A 22447-nucleotide genomic window follows, 5' to 3' on the forward strand; every position below is an offset into this window, starting at 1 on the left:
CATCATTTGATAGCCGGTCCAAGAACTGGGGCCGAACGCGGCTTTAACTCGGAAACATAGTCCTCATTATTTCGTACCACGCGCATCAATTTGCCTGACCAGATGCGAGTGACCAACAACAGTTTCGCGCCAATGGCTGCAACGCGCGCAATAGATCAAGGGCTTCGGATGGTTGTACTGGTGAACGATTTCGGCTCGATCAACATCGACTCCGCGCTGATGAAATTACGGGGCAAGGACACGATCGAACTTACCAACGGCTGCATCTGTTGCACCATCTCAGGCGATCTATTCTATGCGATCGGCGACACCCTTGGTCGCCGCCCGCGCCCCGATCACGTAATTGTCGAGGCAACCGGCATCTCTATCCTCCGTTTTCCTAAACATAGCTGAGAACCACGTAACTGGAGGAGGAGCAGGGCCACGAGCAACTTTGGATCGAGTATGTTACACAATGCTACAGCCACCATTTTGTCTTGAGGCCAAGAGCCCCTAGGAAAGTGGATGGTCTCTTGCTCCCTCACTCTTCTCGCAGGAATGTTCGCCCAGGTGGAGCAGTGCCAATCACGTTTTCGCGCGGTTCCGGTTCGGCCAGATGCGGGTTCAGACGGTAGATCGCGTAGCTCGCGCAGGCCACCACAGCCATGGACGGGATTAGCATCGCGAACGCGACCAGCGTATCCGCGAAAAATGCGCCGATCGTACCGACCAACAACCCTGCGCTCATCTGCAGGAATCCCATCAGTGCTGCCGCCGCCCCGGCGATCCGGGGGAAGGGCGCCAGTGCGGCGGTGGACATTGCTGGCACCACGAAGGCGATGCCGAAGGCATAGATGCCCACCGGGACCATCACCCGGAAGGTTTTCGGGTCATCCGCCCAGAGAAGCGAGAAAATTAACAAAGCTCCTAGGGCGATGGCACCCAGCCCAGGCCAGACTAGCCGGTATGCGCTGGTTCGTTTCATGACGGATCGCGCCACCAGTGCGCCCGAGAAGAACAGCCCCGATTGCAAAAGCATCGCCAGGCCGAATCCGCTGGGACTCAGACCGATCTGCCCCATCAGGATAAAGGGCAGCAGCGTCGCCTGCGCATAGATTGCCCCAACCGAGCCCGCAACCGTCAGGCTCGCCGTCATGAAATGCCGGTTGCCGAGCAGCCGAAGATAAGACCCGCCCAGGGCCGCCAGCCGCAGCGGTTGCGGCGCAGGCAGGGTTTCGCGCATCGCGACCAACGCGACCAGCGCAATAGCAAGGCCGAAGAGGATCATCACCGCGAACACCGATTTCCACCCAACATGCAGCACGAGCAACCCTCCAATCGTCGGCGAAACCGCCGGGCCGACCGCAAGAATGATGCCGATCATGTTCATGATGCTGGACGATTCGTCGCCCTGGAAACAATCGCGTACGATAGCGCGCGAGATCGCCACCCCGGCGGACGCGCCAATCCCTTGGGCGAAGCGGGCAATGGTCAGCGTCTCGATTGTCGGCGCCAGCAGCGCGCCCAGCGACGCAACGCAGAAAATCGCCGCGAAGATTACCGTCACCGGACGGCGCCCGATCGCATCCGATAGCGGCCCCGCGACCAGCTGGGAAATAGCGAAACCGGCGAAATAGAGCGTCAAGGTCAGTTTCACGACCGCCTTGGTGGACTCGTACGCTGCAACCACACCGGGCATCGCCGGCGTATAGAGCGCCATGGCAATCGGACCAATCGCGACCATCAACCCGCCGATCAGGCTGACCCGCTGCGCGGTCATTGGCGGCGCCGATGCGAATTCGGTGGATCTGTTCATGTGGCCTCCAGTTCTGCGATGCCGCCCGTGCCGGCAGCGGCATGCACCGGATCGGGCCAGCGGGCCTCTTGGCCCGCCTGTATCTCCCCATTAGCAATGCCCAACCGCGTGGCCGGACCTGGAAAACGTCCGGGATCCGGACCAGAGAGAACGGGGATTCCCGTCACCGCCACGCGATTGTCATAGTTTCCCGGTCAGTTCCGGCACGGCCTGGAAGAGGTCGGCGACAAGCCCGTAGTCGGCCACCTGGAAGATCGGCGCCTCTTCGTCCTTGTTGATCGAAACGATGATCTTGGAGTCTTTCATACCGGCAAGGTGCTGGATCGCGCCCGAGATACCCACGGCGATGTAAAGATCTGGTGCAACCACCTTGCCGGTCTGACCGACCTGCAGGTCGTTCGGGGCGAAGCCCGAGTCCACGGCGGCCCGCGAGGCACCAACTGCGGCACCGAGCTTGTCAGCCAATTTCTCGATCAGGGCGAAATCTTCCTGACTGCCAACGCCACGCCCACCCGAGACGACGATACCGGCCGAGGTCAACTCGGGGCGGTCACTTGCCGCAACCTTGTCTTCGACCCATTCGGAGAGGCCCGGGGTGTCCGCCACCGAAATGCTCTCGATCGGGGCCGAACCACCTTCACCAGCCGCGTCAAAGGTCGAGGTCCGGATGGTGAGCACCTTCTTTGCATCCGAGGACCTGACGGTCTGGATCGCATTGCCAGCGTAGATCGGGCGCTCGAATGTGCTGCCATCGACAACGCCCGAGACATCCGAGATCACCATCGCATCAAGCAAGGCTGCGACACGCGGCATGATGTTCTTGGCGTCGGTGGTGGCGGGGGCGACTATGTGCTCGTACGCATCAGCCAGCGACACGATCAGCGCAGCGGTGGATTCCGCAAGACGATGACCCAGCGAGGGGTCCTCGGCGACCAGCACTTTGGAAATGCCGTCGATCTTGGCGGCGGCCTCTCCGGCGGCAGCGGCAGACCCACCGCAGCACAGCGCGGTCACTTCGCCCAGTTTGGTAGCGGCGGTGACGGCCTTTGCGGTCGCGTCGACAACGAGTTCGCCATCTGTGACTTCGGCGAGAAGAAGAACAGCCATTACACAGCCCCCGCGTCTTTGAGTTTTGCAACAAGCTCGTCGACCGAGCCCACGATTTCACCAGCTTTGCGGGCCTCGGGTTCGTCGGTCTTGACGATCTCAAGGCGCGGGGTGACATCGACGCCGTAATCGGCCACGTTTTTCTCATCCAGCGGCTTTTTCTTGGCTTTCATGATGTTCGGCAGCGACGCATAGCGCGGCTCGTTCAGGCGCAGATCCACGGTGATGATCGACGGCATCTGGACTCTGATCGTCTGCAACCCGCCGTCGACCTCGCGGGAGACCAGCGCGTGATCGCCTTCGATGTCGAGCTTCGAGGCAAATGTGCCCTGCGACCAACCCAGCAGCGCCGACAGCATCTGGCCGGTCGCGTTCATGTCGTTGTCGATCGCCTGCTTGCCTGCCAGAACGATACCCGGTTGCTCTTCCTCGACGATCGCCCTGAGGATCTTGGCCACCGCCAGCGGTTCGATGTCGGTATGGATATCATCGGCGGCCACAACCAGGATGGCGCGGTCGGCACCCATTGCAAGCGCGGTGCGCAGCGTTTCCTGGGCTTGCTTGACCCCGATCGACACCGCGACCACTTCATCTGCCTTGCCGGCTTCCTTGAGGCGGATCGCCTCTTCGACGGCAATTTCGTCAAAGGGGTTCATCGACATTTTTACATTGGCGAGATCGACACCGCTTCCATCCGCTTTGACGCGGACCTTCACGTTATAGTCGATCACGCGTTTGACAGGCACGAGCACCTTCATGGGCATGGTCTCCAAGTTGTTGTTTGGAATTGATGAAACGACTGAAGGCCGGTGGTTGCGCGCCTGAGGAACAGCGCGTGGACATCGTGGGTGCCTTCATCTGGGTTCACGGTTTCAAGGCATCAGCAAATGCCGAATGACATGAAATTCTGCGGACATCGCGTTGCCGCCACGCGCCTCGGGTTTGGTCCAGGCAACGATAAGATCCGCGCAGGAGAAGGACCGTCGGCCGTCTTCTGGCAGCGGCTTTTATCCCGGCCGGGGCTGGAACCATTCATGTCATTTACCACCTGCGTTATCCCTCTGCCGTGGGTCGCGCCAGCTGGTCCGCGAAAACGGACAGCAGTTTGTGTTTCAGAATCTTGCCTGTCGGCGCAGCCGGAAGCTGGGTTGTCAGGATGATGCGGGATGGCCGCTTGTAGCCAGTCAAACGATTGGCGGCAAAGGCGGCGAGCGCCTCCTGGTCCAGCGCCGCCGGATCAGCGCACTGAACAAAGGCGAGGATTTCCTCGTCGCCGTTGACGGAATTGCCGATCACGGCTGACTGGATCACGTCAGGGTGGTCGTTCAACGCGGCTTCGACCTCGGGCGGGTAGACGTTAAAGCCGCCGCGAATGATCAGTTCCTTGCAGCGTCCCACAACGTGCAGATTGCCCGCCTCGTCCATCTTTCCAAGATCACCGGTGCGCAGCCATCCGTCTGCGTCAATGGCGCGTGCGGTTTCCGCCGGGTTCCTAAAATATCCCTTCATGACCTGCGGGCCGCGGATCAGAATTTCACCGGCATCCGGATCGCCCTCCGCGCCGACCGAGGTGTCGAGCCGGATTTCAGTCTCCGGCAACGCAAAGCCCGCACTGATATCAGGTGAACCGATGGGATTGCGGGTGCTGCAGACGCCAGCGGTGCTTTCTGTCAGTCCGTACCCGTTTTGCAGAGGCAGCCCGTAGAAGGCCTCGGCCTTGCGCTTCCATGCCGGATCAAGCGGGGCTGCGCCGGAGGAAACATAGCGCAATTTACTGTTTTCGAGCCGTGAAAGCCCCCGATCCTTGGCATATTGCATCAGCAGGGCGTGCATCTGCGGCACCGCGGGCAGAACGGTGGCTTTGTCCATCAGCGCCGCGTACAGGGCGTCCGGACGAAAGCGGGGTTCAAGCTGGATCGTCGCCCCGATACCACAGGCGGCCATCAGCATAGAAGCAAGCCCGAAAACATGGGTCAACGGCAGCACGCCATAGATCCTGTCGTCCTGTCTCATGCCGCGCAGCTCAGCCGAGGCCCTGCCGGCAAAGCGCAGGTTGGCGTGAGTCAGCATCACCCCTTTGGGGTCGCCAGTGGTGCCGGTCGTGTAGAGCAGAACGGCGGTTTCGTTCGGGCCGCCCTCGACCATTTCCGGGGCGCTGGCACCGGTGACGGCGATGGCGAAACTCCGAAAAGAAGTTTCCTGCGTTTCCGCGCCTGCGGTCTCCGCATGTGCCGCCGCTTCTTTGGAGGCTTCGGTTGTGAAGACAGTCACGCGCGGCGTTGCATGCGCCATCACGCGGGCGACTTCGGTTGCGGTCATCCGCGCGTTGATTGGCAGCGCGTAGGCCCCGACGATGCTGGCCGCAAAAATGAAGACCGCCGTCGTGATGCAGTTTTCAGCCACGATCGCGACGCGGTCGCCAGGCTGCACGCCCCGGTTTTGCAACAAGGTGGCGGCTTCGGCGATCGCCGCCTGGTATTCAGTGTATGTGACCTGGTGGCCGCTGCCATCTATGAGGGCAATCGCATCGGGATAGGCACGCGCGCTCTCCTCGACAAGATGATGAATCCGGAAGCTGTTTTCGGTCATGATGCCAGCACCTCTGCGCGTTGCGTTGCAAGGGATTGGGGGCGCAGGCGCGCCAGCGCGACACCTGCCTCTTGTTCCAGTTGGGCGACAATGTCTGCCAGCGGGGCGATGGAGTCGGTCAGGCCTAGGGCCTGTCCTGCGGACAACATCCCGCGCGATACGTCGCCGGTTTCATATGCCTTGCGGCCAATCGCGCCGGACACATAAGGCATCAGTTCGGCAATGCTGATATCGGGATTATCTGCCTCAAGCTGCCGCACGATCTCGGTCGTTTCGTTGCTGAGCGTGCGCACCGTGTTGCGCACGCTGCTCATCGTCAATGTCGTGTCTCGTTCGTTGGCTGCCACCAAGGCCCGCTTGTATTGCGGGTGCGCCGAGATTTCCTCGGACACCAAAAAGCGCGTGCCGATCACGACGCCCGCAGCGCCGGAGGCCAGGGCCGAGACGATCTGGCTACCGGCACCGATGCCACCGCCGATCAGGAAAGGGATGTCGAGCTGACGTTCGGCCAGCGCCTGGTTGACCATGCTTCCGATCAGATCGAGCCCGGGGTGGCCGCCGCATTCCGCGCCGACGATGGAGACCATGTCGACCCCAACTTGCTGTGCCTTCACCGCGTAGCGCACGCTTGGCACCTTATGCAGAACTTGGATGCCAGCGTCCTTTAAGAACGGTAAGAAGGCTTCGGGATTGCGCCCCGAGGTTTCGACAAAACGCACGCCCTCATCCGCGATCAGGCGGAAAGTGTCCGCAATCCTTTCGCCTTCGACCAGTTTGGGCAGCATTGAGACATTCACACCAAACGGGCGATCACCGCAGAGCTTTCGGCACTTCGCGATCTCGGCGCGCAGGTCGGCGGGCTCGGGAAAACTAGCCGCCGTGAGGAAGGACATGATACCGGCATTGACACCGGCAGCCACATAGGACGCATCCGAGAGCCACATCAGGCCACCGGCGACAATGGGCAGACGGCATCCATAGGTCCGAGTAACGGCGGTGTCGAAGGTCGGATCTGTCATGTGGTGCCTCGTGCTTTGGTAAAGTCAGGGCGGCGTTTTTCGAGGAACGCAGCAATGCCTTCGGCGGCTTCCGCGTCTGCAATGGCATCCGCCATTGCGTCGCGTTCAGCGTTCATCTGCTCCAAGCGGGATGACGTATGTGCGCTGTTGACCAGCGCTTTGATGCGGCCCTGGGCACCGGATGGCCCGGCGCCGAGCCTCTCGACCAGCGCAAGCGCGGCCGGGACAACGTTGCCCGCAGGTTCAATCTGCGAGATGGCCCCAAGGCTGAACAGGCGTTCTGCCGTCACCGGCTCCCCCAGCAAGGTCATGCGCATCACCAACTCGCGTGGCAGGTGCGCGGCCAATGTGCTGGTCAGGCCACCATCGGGGACCAGTCCGGCCTTGACATAGGCGGCGGTGAATGTCGCATCCCGGTCAGCCACGATCATGTCACAGGCAAAGGCAAGCGAAACACCGGCGCCAGCCGCGCCGCCCTCGACGGCGGCGATCACAGGTTTCGGGCAGTTCAGGACCGCGCGGATCACGTCGTGCAGTTCTTCAACCCGCGCGAGACGCTGATCTCGGGGCATCTCCCGGCGGGTTGCAAGCAGGCCGAGGTCGCCGCCGGCACAGAAATATCCGCCTTCTCCTCGCAGGACGACCGCGGTGATGCGGGGTTCTCTCGCCGCAAGGTCCAGTGCATCGCCCAAAACGCGATAGAGGTCCGGCGACAGCGCATTACGCTTCGAGGTGTTCGAATTGACGACAATCAGGTGATCACCGTGGTCTTCGCAACGGGCAAGCTCGTGCATCAGCCGTCACTCCCTTTTGGTGCGTCCAATTTGTCCGCTGGAACGCGCTTGAATACGCCTGTTGCCGTGGCGATCAGCCGACCCGACCCGTCCCGCAATTCGCCATCCACGAACAATAATGAACGGCCACCACCCACGGCTTCACCGGTTGCGATCAGTTTTGATTTCTCGGTCGCAGCAGCGACGAACTGCGTGGTGAGCGAGACGGTCAGGAACGGTGCGCGGCCGCTTGGGTCAACCGACAGGCTGGCGGTTGCGCCCATGGCGCTGTCCAGCATCGTCGTTACGATGCCACCGTGCAGGACATTGTGGCGATTGAGGTGATGATCCGTCACCGACAGCGTGCAACGAGCACGCTTGTCGGGTTGTCCGACGTCAATGACATAGCCGATCAGCCGCTGCGTGCCGGTTTCGTCTTTTATCAGATCGCCCGCCGCCATGGATCAAGCCACGGCCAGCGAGATAAAACGCTCGAGGTGATAGATTGCATCGCCAAACCGGTGATCGACCATGATCAGCCGCTTGGCGAGATGCCCCAACTCGTACTCGTCGGTCATGCCGATGCCGCCGTGCATCTGAATGCTCTCCTCGGTAACAAGTTTGGCGACATTGCCGATCAGGTTCTTCGTTGCGCTCACATGCTTTTCGCGGATCTCCTCAGGGTGATCGATATGCCCGGCGAGGTTGATAACGGCCGAGCGCGCCTGTTCGATCTCGATCAGAACATCGGCCATCCGGTGTTGCAGCGCCTGGAACTTGCCAATCGGTTTTCCGAATTGCTTGCGGGTCTTGAGATAATCGGTGGTCAATTGCCGGATGCTTTCCATCAGGCCAAGCGCCTCGGCGGAGATCGCCAGCGTGGCGCGCGCCTGAGCGTGGGTGATGGCCTCGAATGCACCGCCTTCGTCGCCCAGCAGGGCGTCACTGCCCAGTCGGACATCTTCCAACAGGAGTTCCGCGGCCTGCCCACCGGACACAAGCGGGTAGCTGCGCAGCGTCATGCCCGGGGTGGACGCAGATACCAGGAACAGGCTGATCCCGTCCCGATCTGCCGCGTCACCGGAGGTGCGGGCGCTGACAAGGATTTGATCGGCAGCGGGGGCATTGATCACCACGGCCTTGCGCCCGTTCAGGACAAACCCGTCGCCATCGCGGGTCGCCGAGGTTTCGACGCGCGACAGGTCATAGCGGCTCGCCGGTTCGCCATAGGCAAAGGCAAGCTGGACTGAACCGTCAATCACCGCGTCGATGACCGGTTTCTGCGCGTCGTTGCCCAGGGCTGCAATCAGGCCACCGCCGAGAATGGCTGTGTCAATCAGCGGGTCAACCGCGCCAACCCGGCCAAGCTCTTCAAACACAACGGCAATGTCGAACCCGGACCCGGCAAAACCGCCGTCATCTTCGGCAAACAACGCACCGATGACGCCCATTTCTGCAAGACCGGACCAGACATCGCGGGAATATCCGCGGTCACACTCTTTGAGTTCAGCCCGGATGGATGGCGTGTAGCTGTCCCGCAGATACCGGCGCAGACCGTCCTGAAGCATCTGGCGTTCTTCTGTCAGTTCAAAATTCATGGTCTGTCCTTACAGTTCCAGAAGGGCTTTGCTGAGGATCGTGCGCTGGATCTCATTCGATCCGCCAAAGATCGACAGTTTTCGGTTGTTAAGGTACTGCGCGGTGGCGGCTTCGGCATAGTCGGGGCCCACGGGGCCAAGATTGCTGCCGTCTTCCAGCGCCTCCGAGGCGAAGGGCATTGCATAGGGCCCCACCGCTGACCGGGTGAGCGCGTTGATTTCCTGACGGATGACTGTGCCCTTGATCTTCAGTATCGAGCTTTCGGCACCGGGGGCCTGACCCGCCGCAGCTTTGGACACGACACGCAAGTTAGTCGTTGACATGGCCATGAGGTCGATTTCGATCCGAGCGATCCGCGCCGCAAAATGCGGGTTCTCAATCAGTGGGCGCCCATTTGCCTGTTCGAGCCGGGCGATGCGCTTCAGGTTTGCCAGACCGGCATTTGCAAAACCCACGCCTGCAATATTGGTGCGTTCATGGGTCAGCAGGTACTTCGCATAGGTCCAGCCCTTGTTTTCCTCGCCCACACGGTTCTCGACCGGAACCCGGACGTCATCGAAGAACACCTCGTTCACCTCGGGTTCACCGTCGATCAGCACGATCGGGCGCACTTTGACGCCGGGGCTGTTCATGTCGATCAGCAGGAAAGAGATTCCCTCTTGCGGCTTGCCCTCTTTCGAGGTGCGCACGAGGCAGAAGATCTTGTTGGCGTGCTGGCCAAGAGTCGTCCAGGTCTTTTGCCCATTGACCAGGTAGTGATCGCCATCGCGTTCAGCAGTCGTGCGGACCGAGGCGAGGTCGGATCCTGCGCCGGGTTCGGAATACCCTTGGCACCACCAGTCCTCCCCACTCAGGATCCGTGGCAGATAGTAGTCCTGCTGTGCCTTGGAGCCGAATTTCTGCAACACCGGGCCAAGCATCCCAAGGCCGAAGGGAACGATACGGGGCGCAGAGGCCCGGGTCATTTCATCCTCAAAAATATGGCGTTGGACCGCATCCCACCCGGCCCCGCCAAACGCCTTGGGCCAGTTTCCAGCAAGCCAGCCCCGTTTGTTGAGGATCGCGTGCCATTCCTCGTGATCCTGCTTGGTCAGGGTTTTTCCGAGCCTGACCTTGTTCACGAGCCGGGCAGGGAGCTCTTCGGCCAGATAGCTGCGCACTTCATCCCGGAACGCCTTCTGTTCGTGGGTATAATTCAGGTCCATCGGGCGATCCTTCTCAGTAGATTTCAAACAAGCCGGCGGCACCCTGGCCACCGCCGATACACATCGTCACGACGCCAAATTTCGCCCCGCGACGATGCCCTTCGACCATCAGATGTCCGGTCATCCGCGCACCGGTCATGCCGAACGGGTGACCCACAGCGATCGAGCCGCCATTGACGTTGCAGATGTCATTGTCGATGCCGAGCCTATCGCGGCAATAGAGCGCCTGGCTGGCAAAGGCTTCGTTCAGCTCCCAAAGGTCGATGTCGTCGATCTTGACGCCCTGACGTTCCAGCAGACGGGGCACCGCAAAGACCGGGCCGATGCCCATTTCGTCGGGCTCGCAGCCCGCAACTGCAAAGCCGCGGAACGCACCCAGAGGGGGCAGCCCAAGACGTTCGGCCTCTTTGGCGTCCATCATCACCAGCGCGGCGGCACCGTCGCTGAGCTGCGAAGCATTGCCGGCGGTGATGAACTCATCGGGTCCGCGCACGGGCTCCAGCTTCTGCAGTGCTTCCAGCGTTGTCGTGGGGCGGTTGCATCCATCGCGGGCAATGGTTGTTTCAACCTCTGAAACTTCGCCGGTTTCCTTGTCCTTCCGCGCCATGGTGACGGTGATCGGGGCGATCTCCTGATCGAAGCGGCCCGCCTCTTGCGCTGCTGCGGTGCGTTGCTGGCTCTGCAGGCCAAGCTCATCCTGCGCATCGCGGCTGATCCCGTATCGTCGGGCAACGATGTCGGCGGTCTCGATCATCGTCATGTAAAGATCTGGCTTGTTCGCTTCGATCCAAGCCTCGCGTGAATGTCGGACCGGTGGTTGCACCATCGAAATGCTTTCAACACCGCCCACCAGAACGGCCTTGGCCCCCTCGTTGTTGATCAGATGGGCGCCCATTGCCACGGCTTGCAGGCCGCTGGCGCAGAAGCGGTTTACGGTGGTCCCCGCGATGCTGACGGGCAGGCCTGCGCGGATCACGATCTGGCGTGCGATGTTGCCGCCGGTGACATATTCCGGATAGCCACACCCCCAGACGCTGTCCTCAATCAGCGCCGGGTCTATCCCTGCGCGTTTCACGGCCTCCGCCGCGACGTGCCCGCCCAGGGTTGCGCCATGCGTGATGTTGAACGTGCCGCGTCCGGCTTTGCCGATGGGCGTACGGGCGATGGAAACGATAACGGCATTGGACATGTTGGGTTCCTTTCAGCACTGGTTCAGGCTGTCGAAATTGCGGCCCTCGGCCACGAGCTGTTCCAGCAGCGGCGCGGGTGACCAGAAGTGATCGTCGGTTTCGGCGAATGTGCGGATGTCGGAGAGAATGCTGTCGAGGCCACGCATGTCGGCGTATTTCATCGGCCCGCCGCGCCAGCGTGGAAAGCCGTAACCATACAGAAACACGACATCCACATCGAGCGGGCGCTTCGCGATGCCCTCCTCCACCACGCGCGCACCTTCGTTGACCATTGCGGCCATATAACGACGGACAATCTCATCATCGGTGAAGGTGCGGGGTCTGGTGCCAGCCTCTTTGCGGGCCTGCGCGATGATTTGCTCGACCTGTGGGTCGGGCCGCCCTGTGCGAGTGCCTTTTTCGTAGATGTAGTAGCCGTGGCCGGTTTTCTGCCCCAGCCACCCTTTGTGATAGAGCGTATCGGCGAAGACCGGGTAGCGGTCGCGCGGATGGGCGTCCGCCGCCTTGCGTTGGCGGGTCGCATAGCCGATATCGAGCCCGGCGAGGTCCGAAACCTGATAAGGGCCCATGGCGAAGCCAAAATCGGTCAGCGCCTTGTCAATCTGATAGGGGCTAGCCCCGTCCAGCACCATGTGATCGGCCGCCGTGCGGTAATGCGACAGAATGCGGTTGCCGATGAAGCCGTCGCAGACACCTGCACGCACGGCGGTTTTGCCGAGCCTTTTCGCAAGCGCAAAGGCAGTGGCCACCACGTCCGGTGCGGTCCTGTCGGCAACAACGACCTCAAGCAGCTTCATGACATGTGCGGGCGAGAAAAAATGCAGGCCGATGACGTCTTCGGGCCGCGAGGTCGAGGCGGCGATTTCGTTGACATCGAGGTAGGAGGTATTCGTCGCAAGGATCGCGCCGCGCGGCAGAATTTCGTCCAGCGTGGCGAACACGCTTTTCTTAACATCCATGCTTTCGAAGACGGCTTCGATAACCAGGCCGACGTCGGACAGGGCACCGTAGTCGGTGACGGTCTTGAGGGAATCCGCGAGAATCTCGTCACGTCGATCGCGGCCAATCTTGCCGCGCCTCACGGCGGCGTCGAGGTTTCTGGCGATGGTCGCGCGGGCCTTTTCCGCGGCCTCGGTGTCGCGTTCGACCAGTGTCACTGCGAGGCCGTTCAGCACCGCCGAGGTGGCGATGCCCGCTCCCATGGTGCCGCCGCCGATAATGCCGACACCTGCAATGTCACGAGGCGCAACGTCAGCGATTTCCCGTAATTTCGACACGGCGCGTTCGGCGAAGAACGCATGGACCAGCCCACTGCGTTGGGGCGTGTCCATCAAGTGCTGGAACAGGCGACGTTCTTCCTTCAGCCCTTCGGCAAAGGATTTCCCGACCGCGGCTTCGACCGCCTCAACAGCGACCAGCGGAGCCACCTCGCCGCGCAGGGAGTGTTCAAGCTTCGTGCGCCAGTTTTGAAGGGCTCCTTCCTCATCCGTGGCACGGGGCATGCCGCTGATCGGACGTGGCGGGGCTCGATGCTCCAGCAGTAATTGCGCGTAGGCAAGGGCCGCCTCGCGAATGTCGAAGCCATCGCCGATATGGTCGATCAACCCGGTCTCAAGCGCATCGCCTTCGGTTATCGGCGTCCCGCTGGTGATCATTCTGAGCGCAGCGTCGATCCCGACGATACGCGGCAGGCGCTGCGTGCCGCCTGCACCCGGAATGAGGCCAATCTTTACTTCAGGCAAGCCCAACCGCGTGCCGGGCAATGCGATGCGGTAATGCGCGCCGAGGGCCACTTCAAGCCCGCCGCCCAGTGCCATGCCGTGAATTGCGGCGACAACGGGTTTGTCGCAGGCTTCGATCTGGCTGATCACGTCGGGCAGGCTGGGGCTTTGCGGCGGCTTGCCGAATTCGGAAATATCGGCCCCTCCGATGAACATCCGCCCAGCCCCGACAATCACCACAATATCGGCCGTGTCGTCAGACTTAAAGCGCGCGAAAGCTTCAGAAAGGCCGCGGCGGATGGCCTGTGACAGCGCGTTGACCGGAGCATTGTCGACGGTGACCACCGCCACCGGGCCAACATTTTCGTAGGATACCGATCCCATCAATTTGCCTTTCCTTGGTTCATTCACTTGATAACCGATTCATCGCTTAATTTCAACATGCGATACTGAATTCTACTATGCGGTATTTTAGACCCTCACAGATCTCGATTCGTCTTTGAAAACCCCTGGCCCATGATCCGTTCAAGCTCTTGTACCGTTTCACGCAGTTTTGGGCCGACCTCGGTCCGTATCCGGGGCACGGACAGCATTTCAGGCAGGGCGCCGCAGGTAAAGATCACCGGTTCGCTCAGGTCGCGGGAATAGAACGGGGAGGCCACTGCGTGGATGTTGGAGGCAAAGTATTCATCGGGATCGGTGACGACGAAACCTGTGGTCACAAGCTGATTATGCGCCGTGCGGCGAATTTCCGTTGCGCGCTCGCGAGTCAGGCCGCGGTCGCCATCCGCCGCGGTCACGATCTGATCAAAGCCCTCTTCGGAGGTCGAGGCCAGCAGTGCGTGGCCGGACGATGTTCCGTTGAATGGCAGCCGATGCCCGACTTCAAGCCAGAGCGAGGCAACCCCGCGTGGCCGCCATGTCTTGACGATCAGCAGCTTGCCGTCGTCTCGCACCAGCAACAGGGCAAGGGTGCCTGTCTCATCCGCCAGCCGTTGCATCAGCGGCGATGACAGATCCACAAAGGAGATCGATGCGCTTGCCATGTTGCCGAGCGCTAGCAACGCGGGACCAGGGCGATAGCGGTCATGGCGCCGCGCATGGGTGAGATAGCCGAGCTTTTGCAAGGTGAAGGTCAGCCGCGACACCGTGGATTTGGGAATACCGGTACGCTCCGAGATATCGGCATTGCCCAGGCCATCGTCGGATGGCCGGAACGCCCGCAAGACGCTCAAGCCGCGCGCCAGAGTGGTCGCGAACCTTCTGTCGGTTTCAATCTCGTCGGGCATAGTGTTCCTCATCACCTTGTTATCCCGGTCTACATCGAGTTCGGGATCAGCAGCGAAATGACCGGGAACGCCATGATCAGGATCAGAACGATCACGTCAACTGTCAAAAATCTCAGGATTCCCGAGAATATTCTGTCGATCGCCACGTCCTTGCCCACAACGTTTGCGATGACGAACACATTCAACCCAACCGGCGGCGTGATCAGGCCAATCTCCAGCAGCTTGATGATAACGACTCCGAACCAGATCAGGTCGAAGCCGTAATTTTCCACCAGCGGGATCATCAGCGGCAGGGTCAGCACCATGATGCCGATGGGATCCAGGAACATGCCAAGCACCAGGTAGATCACCGCGATGGCTGCCAGCAGCATGACTGGCGAAAGCTGCGCGTCTGTCACGGCGCTGACGATGCTCGGGGCGACCCCGGTCAAGGCGATGAAGGCGACAAAGATCTTGGCCGCGGCGGCAATCAGGAAAATGCTGGCGGTTTGAATGCAGGTTTCGCGCAAGGATTCGATCACCCCTCGGAGATCCAGCTTGCCTTGCGCGAAACCGATAGCGACTGCTGCGGAAACGCAGACCGCAGCCGCCTCGGTCGCCGTGAAGATGCCGCCATAGATACCGCCAACAATGATAACGAAGAGGCCAATCGCGGGCCAGGAGTCCAACGCGGCCCGGCCCCGGTCCCGCATCGTGATCTGCCCTTCGAACCTCGGCGCCGCTTCTGGTGTCCGGCGCACCCAGACGAAGATGACCAGAACGAAACCCAGCAATGAGATGAGGCCAGGCAGAATGCCTGCGAGGAACAAGGCGCTGATCGAGGTTTCGGTGAAAATCCCGTAGATGATGAACAGGACAGAAGGCGGGATGAGCGACCCGAGGGTCCCGCCCGCAGCGACGCTGGCCGTGGCAAGTCGCTTGTCATAGCCCATGCGCAGCATCTCTGGCGAACAGATCCGCCCCATGGTGGAGGCACAGGCGATGGACGATCCGGTGATCGCGGAGAACCCGCCGCAGCCTACAACCGAGGCCATCGCGACACCACCGGGCACACTCGCCAGCCACACGCGGGCAGCTTGATAGATCTTCGTCGTGATCTCGGCGCGATAGGCGATATGGCCAAGCGCGATGAACAGCGGGATCATGGACAGGTCGTAGGAATGGATCAGGTCGAAAGAATTGGAAAAAACCAATGACGTCGTGGGTTTTAACGCCCGTTCAGGTGCAAAGGCGCCGGTGCGAAACGCAAAGATGACAAAGGTGCCAACCGTGGCGACTCCGGCAAGTGCAAAGGCGATGGGCACCCTGACCGCAAGCAAACCGATGACACAGGCGAAGGCGACGATGCCGATGACGGTGCCGTCCATCAGACACTCTCCTCATGTTCATGAGCCGGGGAAACCACACTGCCACCGGCGCGGATCGTGCGAATGTCGCCGATCACCATTAGCAGCAGCCGAAGCCAGCAGAAGGAAATCCCGACAAGGAAAACCACCCGGCCCGGCCATTTCGGCAGGTTGAGTTGACCAAAGAAGAAGGCGCCGCTTTCGACGGTATGGGCAACCTCGCGCCAACCCGCGTAGATCAGGGGGGAGAGGGCAAAGAGACCAAAGGCGCTTCCACCGACGAGCAGCCAGTCCTGCACGCGGAGGGGCATCATTTTGCTGAGGAACTCCACCACGATATGCGCCCGGTCCAGTGTCGCCACTGCCAGGGGCAAAACGATCGCGGCGACCATCAGTTCGCGCACGATCACAATAGTGTCCGGAATACCGGAATTGAATGCGGCCCGCAGAAATACGCTGCCTGTGATCAACACGCCAAGGCCGACAACGGCGACAACCGCCAGGTCAAGCAATAGCTTTTCAACGCGACGCAACATCGGTCAACTCCGTCGAAATAGTATGAAGGGAAGTGCCGCGGCGCCGGTCTTGCGCCGCGGAGATATGTGCAGCTGGTCTCAGCCGCGCGCCCAGGGATAGCCTTGGCTGTCACGCTCTTCGGCATATTTTTCCAGAAGCGTGCGGTATTGTTCCAACAGCGACGTGCCGTCGAGCCCCGCCGCATTCGCACGTTCGACCCACTCATCAACGTATTGCTTACCTTGCTGAACCAGCTTGTCGCGCTCTTCCGCTGGCAAGTCGACGACCTCGACACCGCCGTCCTTCATTGTCTCAAGGGCCGCGTCATTGGCCGCGGTAATCAGTTCACCCAGCTTGTCAGCCATCGCGATACCAGCATCAGCCATCGCGGACTGGGTCTCGGTGTCGAGGGAATCGTACACATCCTTGTTCATGAAGATCCCCAAGGCACCGACCTGACCCCAATTGAGCAGGGTATAGCTGGTCATGACTTCCTGTTGTTTCAGCGCGGCAACGGCGTAGGAGTAGCCTTGCGAACAATCCAGCAACCCGGTGTCGAGACCCTGATAGGCATCGTAGATCGGCATCGCGACCATGTTTGCACCAAAATCGCGGAAGGTGTCGCCATATGCGCCGACGCCACGGACTTTCAGACCGGCAATATCCTCGACCGTGCGAATTGCCACGTCCTTGCACGCGATGTTCACTGCCGAGGTTGTGAAAGTGCCGATGTATACGAGGTTCTGGTCCGCCAGGCTTTTCGTGATCGCGTCGGAGGTCCTCATCAACTCGTCCGTCGCGCGCATTCCGACCCAGGCATCCTCATTGCGCATCGGCAGGTCGGCGAAGCTGTAGCTCAGCATTTCCTGCGGGAAATACACTGCGATGACCGTGCCGAGGTCAGCCACTCCGTCCGCAATGGATTGTGCGGCCGCATTGGCCTTAAACAGCGCTCCCCCCCATTGAATGTCGATATTTACTTCGCCGTTGGTACGGGCTGTTACGTCGTCGGCAAAGGACTGCAATGCTGCGGCCCGGGCACCCCGATTCGGGCCGGCTTCTCCCAGTATCAGCGTTGTGTCGGCGCTCGCGCTTGTCGCGGCTGCCAAGCAGAGTGCCGCCGCGGTGGATGCTAGCAGGGGTTTCATTAGGTCTCCTCCCTAAATTCTACTATGCGGTTTTGAATTCTAATTATTCGAACACTAGTATAAATTGCTCGAATGAGTCAAGCTGAGTGATTTTCTGCCCTGAACCGTGGTCAGGACACCCGTCTCAAGGGCGCCAATGAACAGCAGCTGAATGTTCAAAATAGCCCTAAATTATGCGAACGTTAGTTTGCCACACTCAGCTATGGGCCCGCAGACATCCCCGCGGCGCTCAGCAGTCGTACATTCGGTTAAGAACACCCGCTGCAAAAAACCGCCGCGATGTCAGCGGCAACGTTGCCTTCTAAGTTCCAAGATCTCGCGCAGGTCGGACGGATTTGCCGATGCCCAGCATACTGGTGTTCGCGGCGCTTCCCGGTGTGGTCGTGAAGAACTCTATTCTGCTGTTGGGTTTTGTTAAACGTAAACACCGCAATGCATCAATGTGGCAGCGGCGGAAGGGCGGTTCGAATTTCGCGGCTCAGGCTGACAATGAAGGACCGGTCTGGCGACATCGGCTGCATCGCGGCGATGAGCGTGCCGCATCTGCAATAGAATGCTGCGTCAGCAAACATCTGGAAGGGCAATGGCAGCAAAGTCCGGCATCTCGCCCATCAAACTTCCGGCATTGAAAGTCCGGTGTGTGCCATGAAGTGCTTGGTGTTAGATTTGAAAAGGTCTGACAGCTGCCATCGTCGGGACTGGCTGTCCTTAGTCATCACAGCGGCTGAAAGCAGTTTTCATTAGAGTGACTGGCCTGAACTAGCCCGTGCATACATCTTCAACCTCTTTCCTGCGGGGCGTTACCGTTCACGCCCCCTGCCCGGCCGCGAGCGGCCTGGATATCCGCGCCCTGGCTCCGTGGATTGGTCCGCATCACGATTGACGGTTGTACCGCCAGTTCGGCTAGGCGACGGCACCGCCTCCAATGATCTTGCGATCTCTGCCCGCTGCGTGGCGACCTCCGTTAGCCGGGCGGTAAATCGCCCGGTCTCCTGTGCCAAGACCCGGTCCGCGGGATCATCGGATTGCGCCAGTATCCGGGCGGCTCCCGTATAGGTCCGCATGACCCTGTTGCGGCGATCAGCAATTGCCGCGTCCCAGGCATGGGTTGGAAGCACACCGTTGTTGCGCTCCAGATCCCGGCGCACCTCATTGCGCTTTTTCGCATCGATAAAGGGCTTCCCGCCGCGCTGGCGGATCTTGTAGACCGGTGAGCTTTCGCCCCGACGAGTCTTGCCGCGGGCATGCCGCGGGGTGGATTCCGCCTCGATGCCGCGCTGGCGCAGTTTCTCCGCAAAGGTATCGCGCAGATGCTGCAAATCAGCTTTCCGCAAGTTGAGTTTCACGCCATCATGCCCAACCGTACGCACCGTCAGGTGCACATGCGGATGCGGGGTGTCCGTATGGAGCGCCATGGCGTAGTCGTGGCGGCCGCCGAATTCCTGTTCCGCCAGCGCCCGCACCGCATCGTTCACACCGGTGGCATTTGTATTGCCCGGCATTGAAAAAAGAATGCTGGTGGTGATCCTTGTGCGGTCCGACGCCATGCCTGCGGCCCGCGCATCATCATGCTTCTCGATCCAGTCCCGGTATAGCTCTGAAGTGGTCTGCTTGCCCTTCAGCACCTCGCCAGCGGACGTCTCTACCTCCAGCTTGCCGTTCCGGCTGATGTAGTTGATGTGCTCCGCAACGCGCCTCGCCTCGGTTCCCCGCGTGACCTTGATCGGGTTCCCGTGCTTGTCAGTCTTGGCTGGCTTGGTCACCTTCACCATGACCTCCGTCGTGCCTTGGACCACCCGCGCCAGCCGCGCCTTGTCAGCCGCAGAAATCGTCGGCCCGCCACGGGCAGATAACGTCGCCCGGTCTGTTTTCACGCTCGCCTTGGACTGCTGAGAGCTACTGTCCCTCTCAGTCTCCGCAACAAAAAAGCCGGATGCCGCATTCCGCACCATGCGGCCCTTCCGGGGCGGCCAGCAGTCCTGAAACCCGTAGGTGTCCTTGAAGTCGCTCAATCCGCCAGCTCCTCTTCCTCAAGACCGAGCTGAAACGCCAGCCGCCCCCGGGCGAAGTCTCGCACCTGCTGCCGCAGCTCCGCCACCTCACCGCGCAGCTGCGCCACTTCATTCCGGGTTGGGGCGTACCCGTCCCCGGTAAAGACCCCGCGGTTCATCGCATATGCGATCTGGTTCACGTTTGTGGCCAAGCCGTGTATCTGCCGCAGCCCTGACATGAAACGGCGGCGGTCGCGGGCCGTCGGCTGAGGGGCTGCACAAAGCCGCGCGGTCAGTAGATTGCCCGCCCAGGTGGACGGTGTGACTCCGGCCCGCACTGCTTCCTCGGACAGCGCTTCACGGGCATCAGAGGCCAGGCGGACGGTGACCTTGCCCTCGCGGCGGGACCGCGAGGACAGCTGTGGAGGCTCTGCCGGGCCCTCCTCTTCTCCCAGAACGATATCGATGAGCTGACCCAGAAAGGCCGAAACTGTTTGCCCCTTGGCCTCTGCAACGGCTGCAAGCTGGGCATGGCGGGTTGGGGGTAAATAGGCCATCGCGGCTTTCTTTTGTGTCGGCATTTCAATCTAAGGTAAAGTATTTGCTGGCGATACGCCTATCCTGCATTCGCGCTATAGGAAAGCGGATTTGTGGTCCCGGACCACACTTTGCGTGGCACCCCCGGTCAGCGACAGGCTTAACCTCACCGCCCGCAGGGCGGTGAGGTGCTTCCGGCGGCGGGCTATCCGCTGGGTGCTCCCGCCAAGGAAATGTAGTCCCGGATCACGTGTTTGGCACCGGAACCGAGGTGGGATGGCCAGGCCACTTCACTCCTGCCATCCAGGGCATTCCAAAGAATTCAGCTGCGGCGTTGGAAAAGTTTGGGCCCCCGGACCCCGGCGGGATACTCAAATGCGGTCCGCCGCCCCCCGCAGTGCAGCCAGTAGCACGAAGAGGGAGACCCTGGCTGCCGCCGCCGCAACTGGCAGAAATGGCGAATGGTCAAAGCTGATTGCACCGCAGGTCCTGACAATGTGGTCCCGGACCACATTTCTCAAAACGAAAACGCGCCACCCTCCGGGCAGCGCGTTACTCAATGCCTGGAACTGCAGCGGCCTTCGTGCCCGGTCAAACCGCCTGGCATACACACAAGCGGCCCGCTTCCGGGAAAGACATGCCTGAGCTTCTACAGCGCGACGACCTCGATCAGTTCCAGCTCCGACAACAGGACCTCCTCCACCCGGCTCCCGTTTTCAAAACTCACCAGGATGGATTTCGAGTTGGAGGCAAGCTGGTCCGTCAGAAGTCGGCCAGTAGCTCTGCCGTGCCTGCAGACGATGGCAGCCCCCCTGCCCGCCTGAACATTCTGGGTGCCAGCCACGCTTTGCACCTCCGGCGCTTTGACAGTTCCGCCTTGGTCCAAGGATGCAGCCTGCCCGGCAGCCGTGTCGCCACCGGTTTGCATTTCAACGGACTGCGTTTGATCGCTGCACCCGCCTGCTGCGTCTTCCGCGGTGCGGGGACCCCTGGCAGCATCTGTAGCGTCTTGCGTCAATCTGGAACGCAGTCTCGCGACAGTCACCCGAGAAACATTCCCCGCGTCGGAAGTTTGCACAAATTCCCCCACCTCGTCAGGGTTCTTCTTCCAAAGCGCATAAAGGTCGGACAAAGCCCGGACCGGGACATCCCGTTCCGCCAGCTGCTGCAGCGGCTCAGGCATGCCAAGGACAGCCGCAAACCGCGAGACTTCGCTTTCTCCCCACCCTAGCGCGCTGGCGATGTCGCCCCGGGACTTGCCCGCTTCGCGCATGGCTGACACGGCACTGGCGATTTCAAAAGTGGTGAGGCCATCGCGCTGCACATTCTCGGTGAGCTGCGCCATGCGCAGTTCTGCGGTCATTTCCCGTTCAATTGCCGGGATCGATTGCAGACCTGCCCGTTTCGCGGCGCGGTAGCGCCGCTCCCCCATGATGATCAAATGCCTGCCATCGCCGTTGAGCGGCTGGACGGTGATTGGCTGCAGGACGCCTTGCACGCTGATGCTGTCCGCCAGGGACGCCAGTTTTTCCTCGTCAAAATGTTTGCGCGGCTGCTCCGGATCCGGTTCGATTAAATCGAGAGGGATATCACGCGGGCCCGCTTTACCTGCTTTCCGGGGCGTTCGCATCAGGTCATTGAGGGCACCTGCCTCCTTCAGCGAAGACAACATGGACCTGTTGACCCGGGAGTTGGAACCGCCGCCGCTCATGTGCCAGCCTCCACATTTTCAAGGAACCATTCAAAAAAAGCCTGAAACTCGGCCGCGGCCTCCCGGCCGCTTCTGGTTGAAACTTCACTGACCGGTATGCCTTCCGCCTCGGCCTTTTCATAGGCTGTCCGGTTCCGGATCGCGTGCGGAATGATGAGCTGCGGAAACTCCGCCGCCATGACCCGCAGGGACTCGCGCTCCATCTCCTTCACCGCGTCAAAACGGGACGGCAGCAGCCCCAGGAACTTCACATCCGGGTTGATCTCCCGGACTTCGACCAGAGCTTTCAGCACGGTCTTGATCCCGTCCACGGAAAACCGCTTCAGTTCAATGGGCGCAAGAATGTAATCGGCTGCCAGCATCGCCCCATAGACGGTTGCGCTGTAGGTCGGCGGTGTGTCGATGATACAGAAGTCCGCCCCTTTCAGCGCTTGCAGCGCTCCGGCCGTGTTGCGCAATATGGTATCGTCCCGGACGACCGGCATGTCGGCATGCCCCTCGATCAGCACCAGTTCACGGGGGGTGGCCGTGAACTCAGGCGGCTCCCCCGCCTCCACCAAATCGAGCGCATTGCCGGCCACGCGCTGACGTGGCAACGCCGTCGTGAGATTACACTGGCTGTCCAAATCAACCGCCACCGTGGAATATCCCGTCAGCATCAAAGAATAGGCAAGCTGTGTGGCTACGGTCGTCTTGCCGGTGCCGCCCTTGTTGTTTGTTATGACTATGGTTTTCAATATTCAGTCCTTCCTCGCCGCGCTCGCCCCCTTGAGGGATCCTGGCCGTCAAATGGCACTCGGCGGGTTCTGCTGCGGGTTAGCAATCACATCGGGCGCGGCTGTGATATTTGAATACGTCTTGTTCCGTTCGCCGAACCCTCATCAGGGAGAACCGGACACAAGCTCCGGGGC

At 60.9% G+C, this 22447-nt stretch carries 21 protein-coding genes and 1 pseudogene; 2 read left to right on the forward strand and 20 right to left on the reverse strand.

Features of this window, described 5'->3' with window-relative positions:
* Nucleotides 1-108 precede the first annotated feature (108 nt).
* The gene (locus CAER_RS0101145) at nucleotides 109-393 is read left to right on the forward strand and encodes a GTP-binding protein (RefSeq protein WP_245597309.1); all 285 of its coding nucleotides are present in this window, start codon (nucleotides 109-111) and stop codon (nucleotides 391-393) included.
* Between the two features lie 127 nt (nucleotides 394-520).
* Here CAER_RS0101145 and CAER_RS27145 read toward each other — a convergent pair whose 3' ends face one another.
* The 16 genes and pseudogenes from CAER_RS27145 to CAER_RS0101220 all read right to left on the reverse strand — a co-directional run bounded on the left by CAER_RS27145 (nucleotide 521) and on the right by CAER_RS0101220 (nucleotide 17297).
* Nucleotides 521-1795 (reverse strand): multidrug effflux MFS transporter, encoded by a 1275-nt coding sequence (locus tag CAER_RS27145; protein WP_051357627.1) that lies wholly within the window; start codon nucleotides 1793-1795, stop codon nucleotides 521-523.
* 180 nt (nucleotides 1796-1975) lie between these two features.
* The gene (locus CAER_RS0101155; RefSeq protein ID WP_027233683.1) at nucleotides 1976-2902 is read right to left on the reverse strand and encodes an electron transfer flavoprotein subunit alpha/FixB family protein; all 927 of its coding nucleotides are present in this window, start codon (nucleotides 2900-2902) and stop codon (nucleotides 1976-1978) included.
* Nucleotides 2902-3660, reverse strand: a complete 759-nt coding sequence (locus CAER_RS0101160; RefSeq protein WP_027233684.1) for an electron transfer flavoprotein subunit beta/FixA family protein — start codon at nucleotides 3658-3660, stop codon at nucleotides 2902-2904. Before CAER_RS0101160 ends, CAER_RS0101155 begins: the two co-directional genes overlap by 1 nt.
* Nucleotides 3657-3840: pseudogene (locus CAER_RS30830) on the reverse strand (hypothetical protein); the annotation flags it as partial. The gene CAER_RS0101160 and the pseudogene CAER_RS30830, both read right to left, overlap by 4 nt.
* A 115-nt stretch (nucleotides 3841-3955) precedes the next feature.
* Entirely contained in the window at nucleotides 3956-5491 is a 1536-nt protein-coding gene (locus CAER_RS0101165) for a class I adenylate-forming enzyme family protein (protein WP_036796644.1), read from the reverse strand.
* Nucleotides 5488-6510, reverse strand: a complete 1023-nt coding sequence (locus CAER_RS0101170; protein ID WP_027233686.1) for an NAD(P)H-dependent flavin oxidoreductase — start codon at nucleotides 6508-6510, stop codon at nucleotides 5488-5490. The genes CAER_RS0101165 and CAER_RS0101170 overlap by 4 nt, the downstream gene beginning before the upstream one ends.
* Nucleotides 6507-7304, reverse strand: a complete 798-nt coding sequence (locus CAER_RS0101175; RefSeq protein ID WP_027233687.1) for an oxepin-CoA hydrolase, alternative type — start codon at nucleotides 7302-7304, stop codon at nucleotides 6507-6509. The genes CAER_RS0101170 and CAER_RS0101175 overlap by 4 nt, the downstream gene beginning before the upstream one ends.
* The gene (locus CAER_RS0101180; protein ID WP_027233688.1) at nucleotides 7304-7744 is read right to left on the reverse strand and encodes a PaaI family thioesterase; all 441 of its coding nucleotides are present in this window, start codon (nucleotides 7742-7744) and stop codon (nucleotides 7304-7306) included. Before CAER_RS0101180 ends, CAER_RS0101175 begins: the two co-directional genes overlap by 1 nt.
* Nucleotides 7745-7747: 3 nt before the next feature.
* Nucleotides 7748-8881 (reverse strand): acyl-CoA dehydrogenase family protein, encoded by a 1134-nt coding sequence (locus CAER_RS0101185; protein ID WP_027233689.1) that lies wholly within the window; start codon nucleotides 8879-8881, stop codon nucleotides 7748-7750.
* A gap of 9 nt (nucleotides 8882-8890) precedes the next feature.
* Complete coding sequence (locus tag CAER_RS0101190; protein WP_027233690.1) at nucleotides 8891-10087, reverse strand: acyl-CoA dehydrogenase family protein; 1197 nt, start codon at nucleotides 10085-10087, stop codon at nucleotides 8891-8893.
* Between the two features lie 13 nt (nucleotides 10088-10100).
* Nucleotides 10101-11276, reverse strand: a complete 1176-nt coding sequence (locus tag CAER_RS0101195) for an acetyl-CoA C-acyltransferase (RefSeq protein ID WP_027233691.1) — start codon at nucleotides 11274-11276, stop codon at nucleotides 10101-10103.
* 12 nt (nucleotides 11277-11288) lie between these two features.
* Nucleotides 11289-13382, reverse strand: a complete 2094-nt coding sequence (locus tag CAER_RS0101200) for a 3-hydroxyacyl-CoA dehydrogenase NAD-binding domain-containing protein (RefSeq protein ID WP_027233692.1) — start codon at nucleotides 13380-13382, stop codon at nucleotides 11289-11291.
* Nucleotides 13383-13477: 95 nt separating this feature from the next.
* Nucleotides 13478-14287, reverse strand: coding sequence for an IclR family transcriptional regulator (locus tag CAER_RS0101205; RefSeq protein WP_027233693.1), 810 nt, complete (start codon nucleotides 14285-14287; stop codon nucleotides 13478-13480).
* A gap of 29 nt (nucleotides 14288-14316) precedes the next feature.
* A complete protein-coding gene (locus tag CAER_RS0101210) occupies nucleotides 14317-15654 on the reverse strand; it encodes a TRAP transporter large permease (protein WP_027233694.1) in 1338 nt (445 codons plus the stop codon).
* Complete coding sequence (locus tag CAER_RS0101215) at nucleotides 15654-16169, reverse strand: TRAP transporter small permease (RefSeq protein ID WP_027233695.1); 516 nt, start codon at nucleotides 16167-16169, stop codon at nucleotides 15654-15656. The genes CAER_RS0101210 and CAER_RS0101215 overlap by 1 nt, the downstream gene beginning before the upstream one ends.
* A 78-nt stretch (nucleotides 16170-16247) precedes the next feature.
* Complete coding sequence (locus CAER_RS0101220; RefSeq protein ID WP_027233696.1) at nucleotides 16248-17297, reverse strand: C4-dicarboxylate TRAP transporter substrate-binding protein; 1050 nt, start codon at nucleotides 17295-17297, stop codon at nucleotides 16248-16250.
* 341 nt (nucleotides 17298-17638) lie between these two features.
* On the opposite strand from CAER_RS0101220, the gene CAER_RS29485 reads away from it, so the two are divergent.
* Nucleotides 17639-17926 (forward strand): hypothetical protein, encoded by a 288-nt coding sequence (locus CAER_RS29485; protein ID WP_154667613.1) that lies wholly within the window; start codon nucleotides 17639-17641, stop codon nucleotides 17924-17926.
* A 171-nt stretch (nucleotides 17927-18097) separates the two neighbouring features.
* Here the strand turns inward: CAER_RS29485 and CAER_RS27150 are convergent, their stop codons facing one another.
* From CAER_RS27150 to CAER_RS0101240, 4 genes are all read right to left on the reverse strand, one after another.
* Nucleotides 18098-19249 carry a relaxase/mobilization nuclease domain-containing protein gene (locus CAER_RS27150; RefSeq protein WP_245597310.1) on the reverse strand — a complete coding sequence of 384 codons (1152 nt, stop codon included), beginning with the start codon at nucleotides 19247-19249 and terminating at the stop codon, nucleotides 18098-18100.
* A 56-nt stretch (nucleotides 19250-19305) separates the two neighbouring features.
* Nucleotides 19306-19869 carry a plasmid mobilization relaxosome protein MobC gene (mobC, locus tag CAER_RS0101230; RefSeq protein ID WP_245597311.1) on the reverse strand — a complete coding sequence of 188 codons (564 nt, stop codon included), beginning with the start codon at nucleotides 19867-19869 and terminating at the stop codon, nucleotides 19306-19308.
* 605 nt (nucleotides 19870-20474) lie between these two features.
* Nucleotides 20475-21536: a ParB/RepB/Spo0J family partition protein gene (locus CAER_RS27155; protein WP_051357629.1), complete on the reverse strand. Its 1062-nt coding sequence runs from the start codon at nucleotides 21534-21536 to the stop codon at nucleotides 20475-20477.
* Nucleotides 21533-22273: a ParA family protein gene (locus CAER_RS0101240; RefSeq protein WP_027233698.1), complete on the reverse strand. Its 741-nt coding sequence runs from the start codon at nucleotides 22271-22273 to the stop codon at nucleotides 21533-21535. The genes CAER_RS27155 and CAER_RS0101240 overlap by 4 nt, the downstream gene beginning before the upstream one ends.
* Nucleotides 22274-22447: the final 174 nt, after the last annotated feature.

The sequence above is a fragment of the Leisingera caerulea DSM 24564 genome (assembly GCF_000473325.1).
In the GTDB taxonomy this organism is placed as follows: Bacteria; Pseudomonadota; Alphaproteobacteria; order Rhodobacterales; family Rhodobacteraceae; genus Leisingera; species Leisingera caerulea.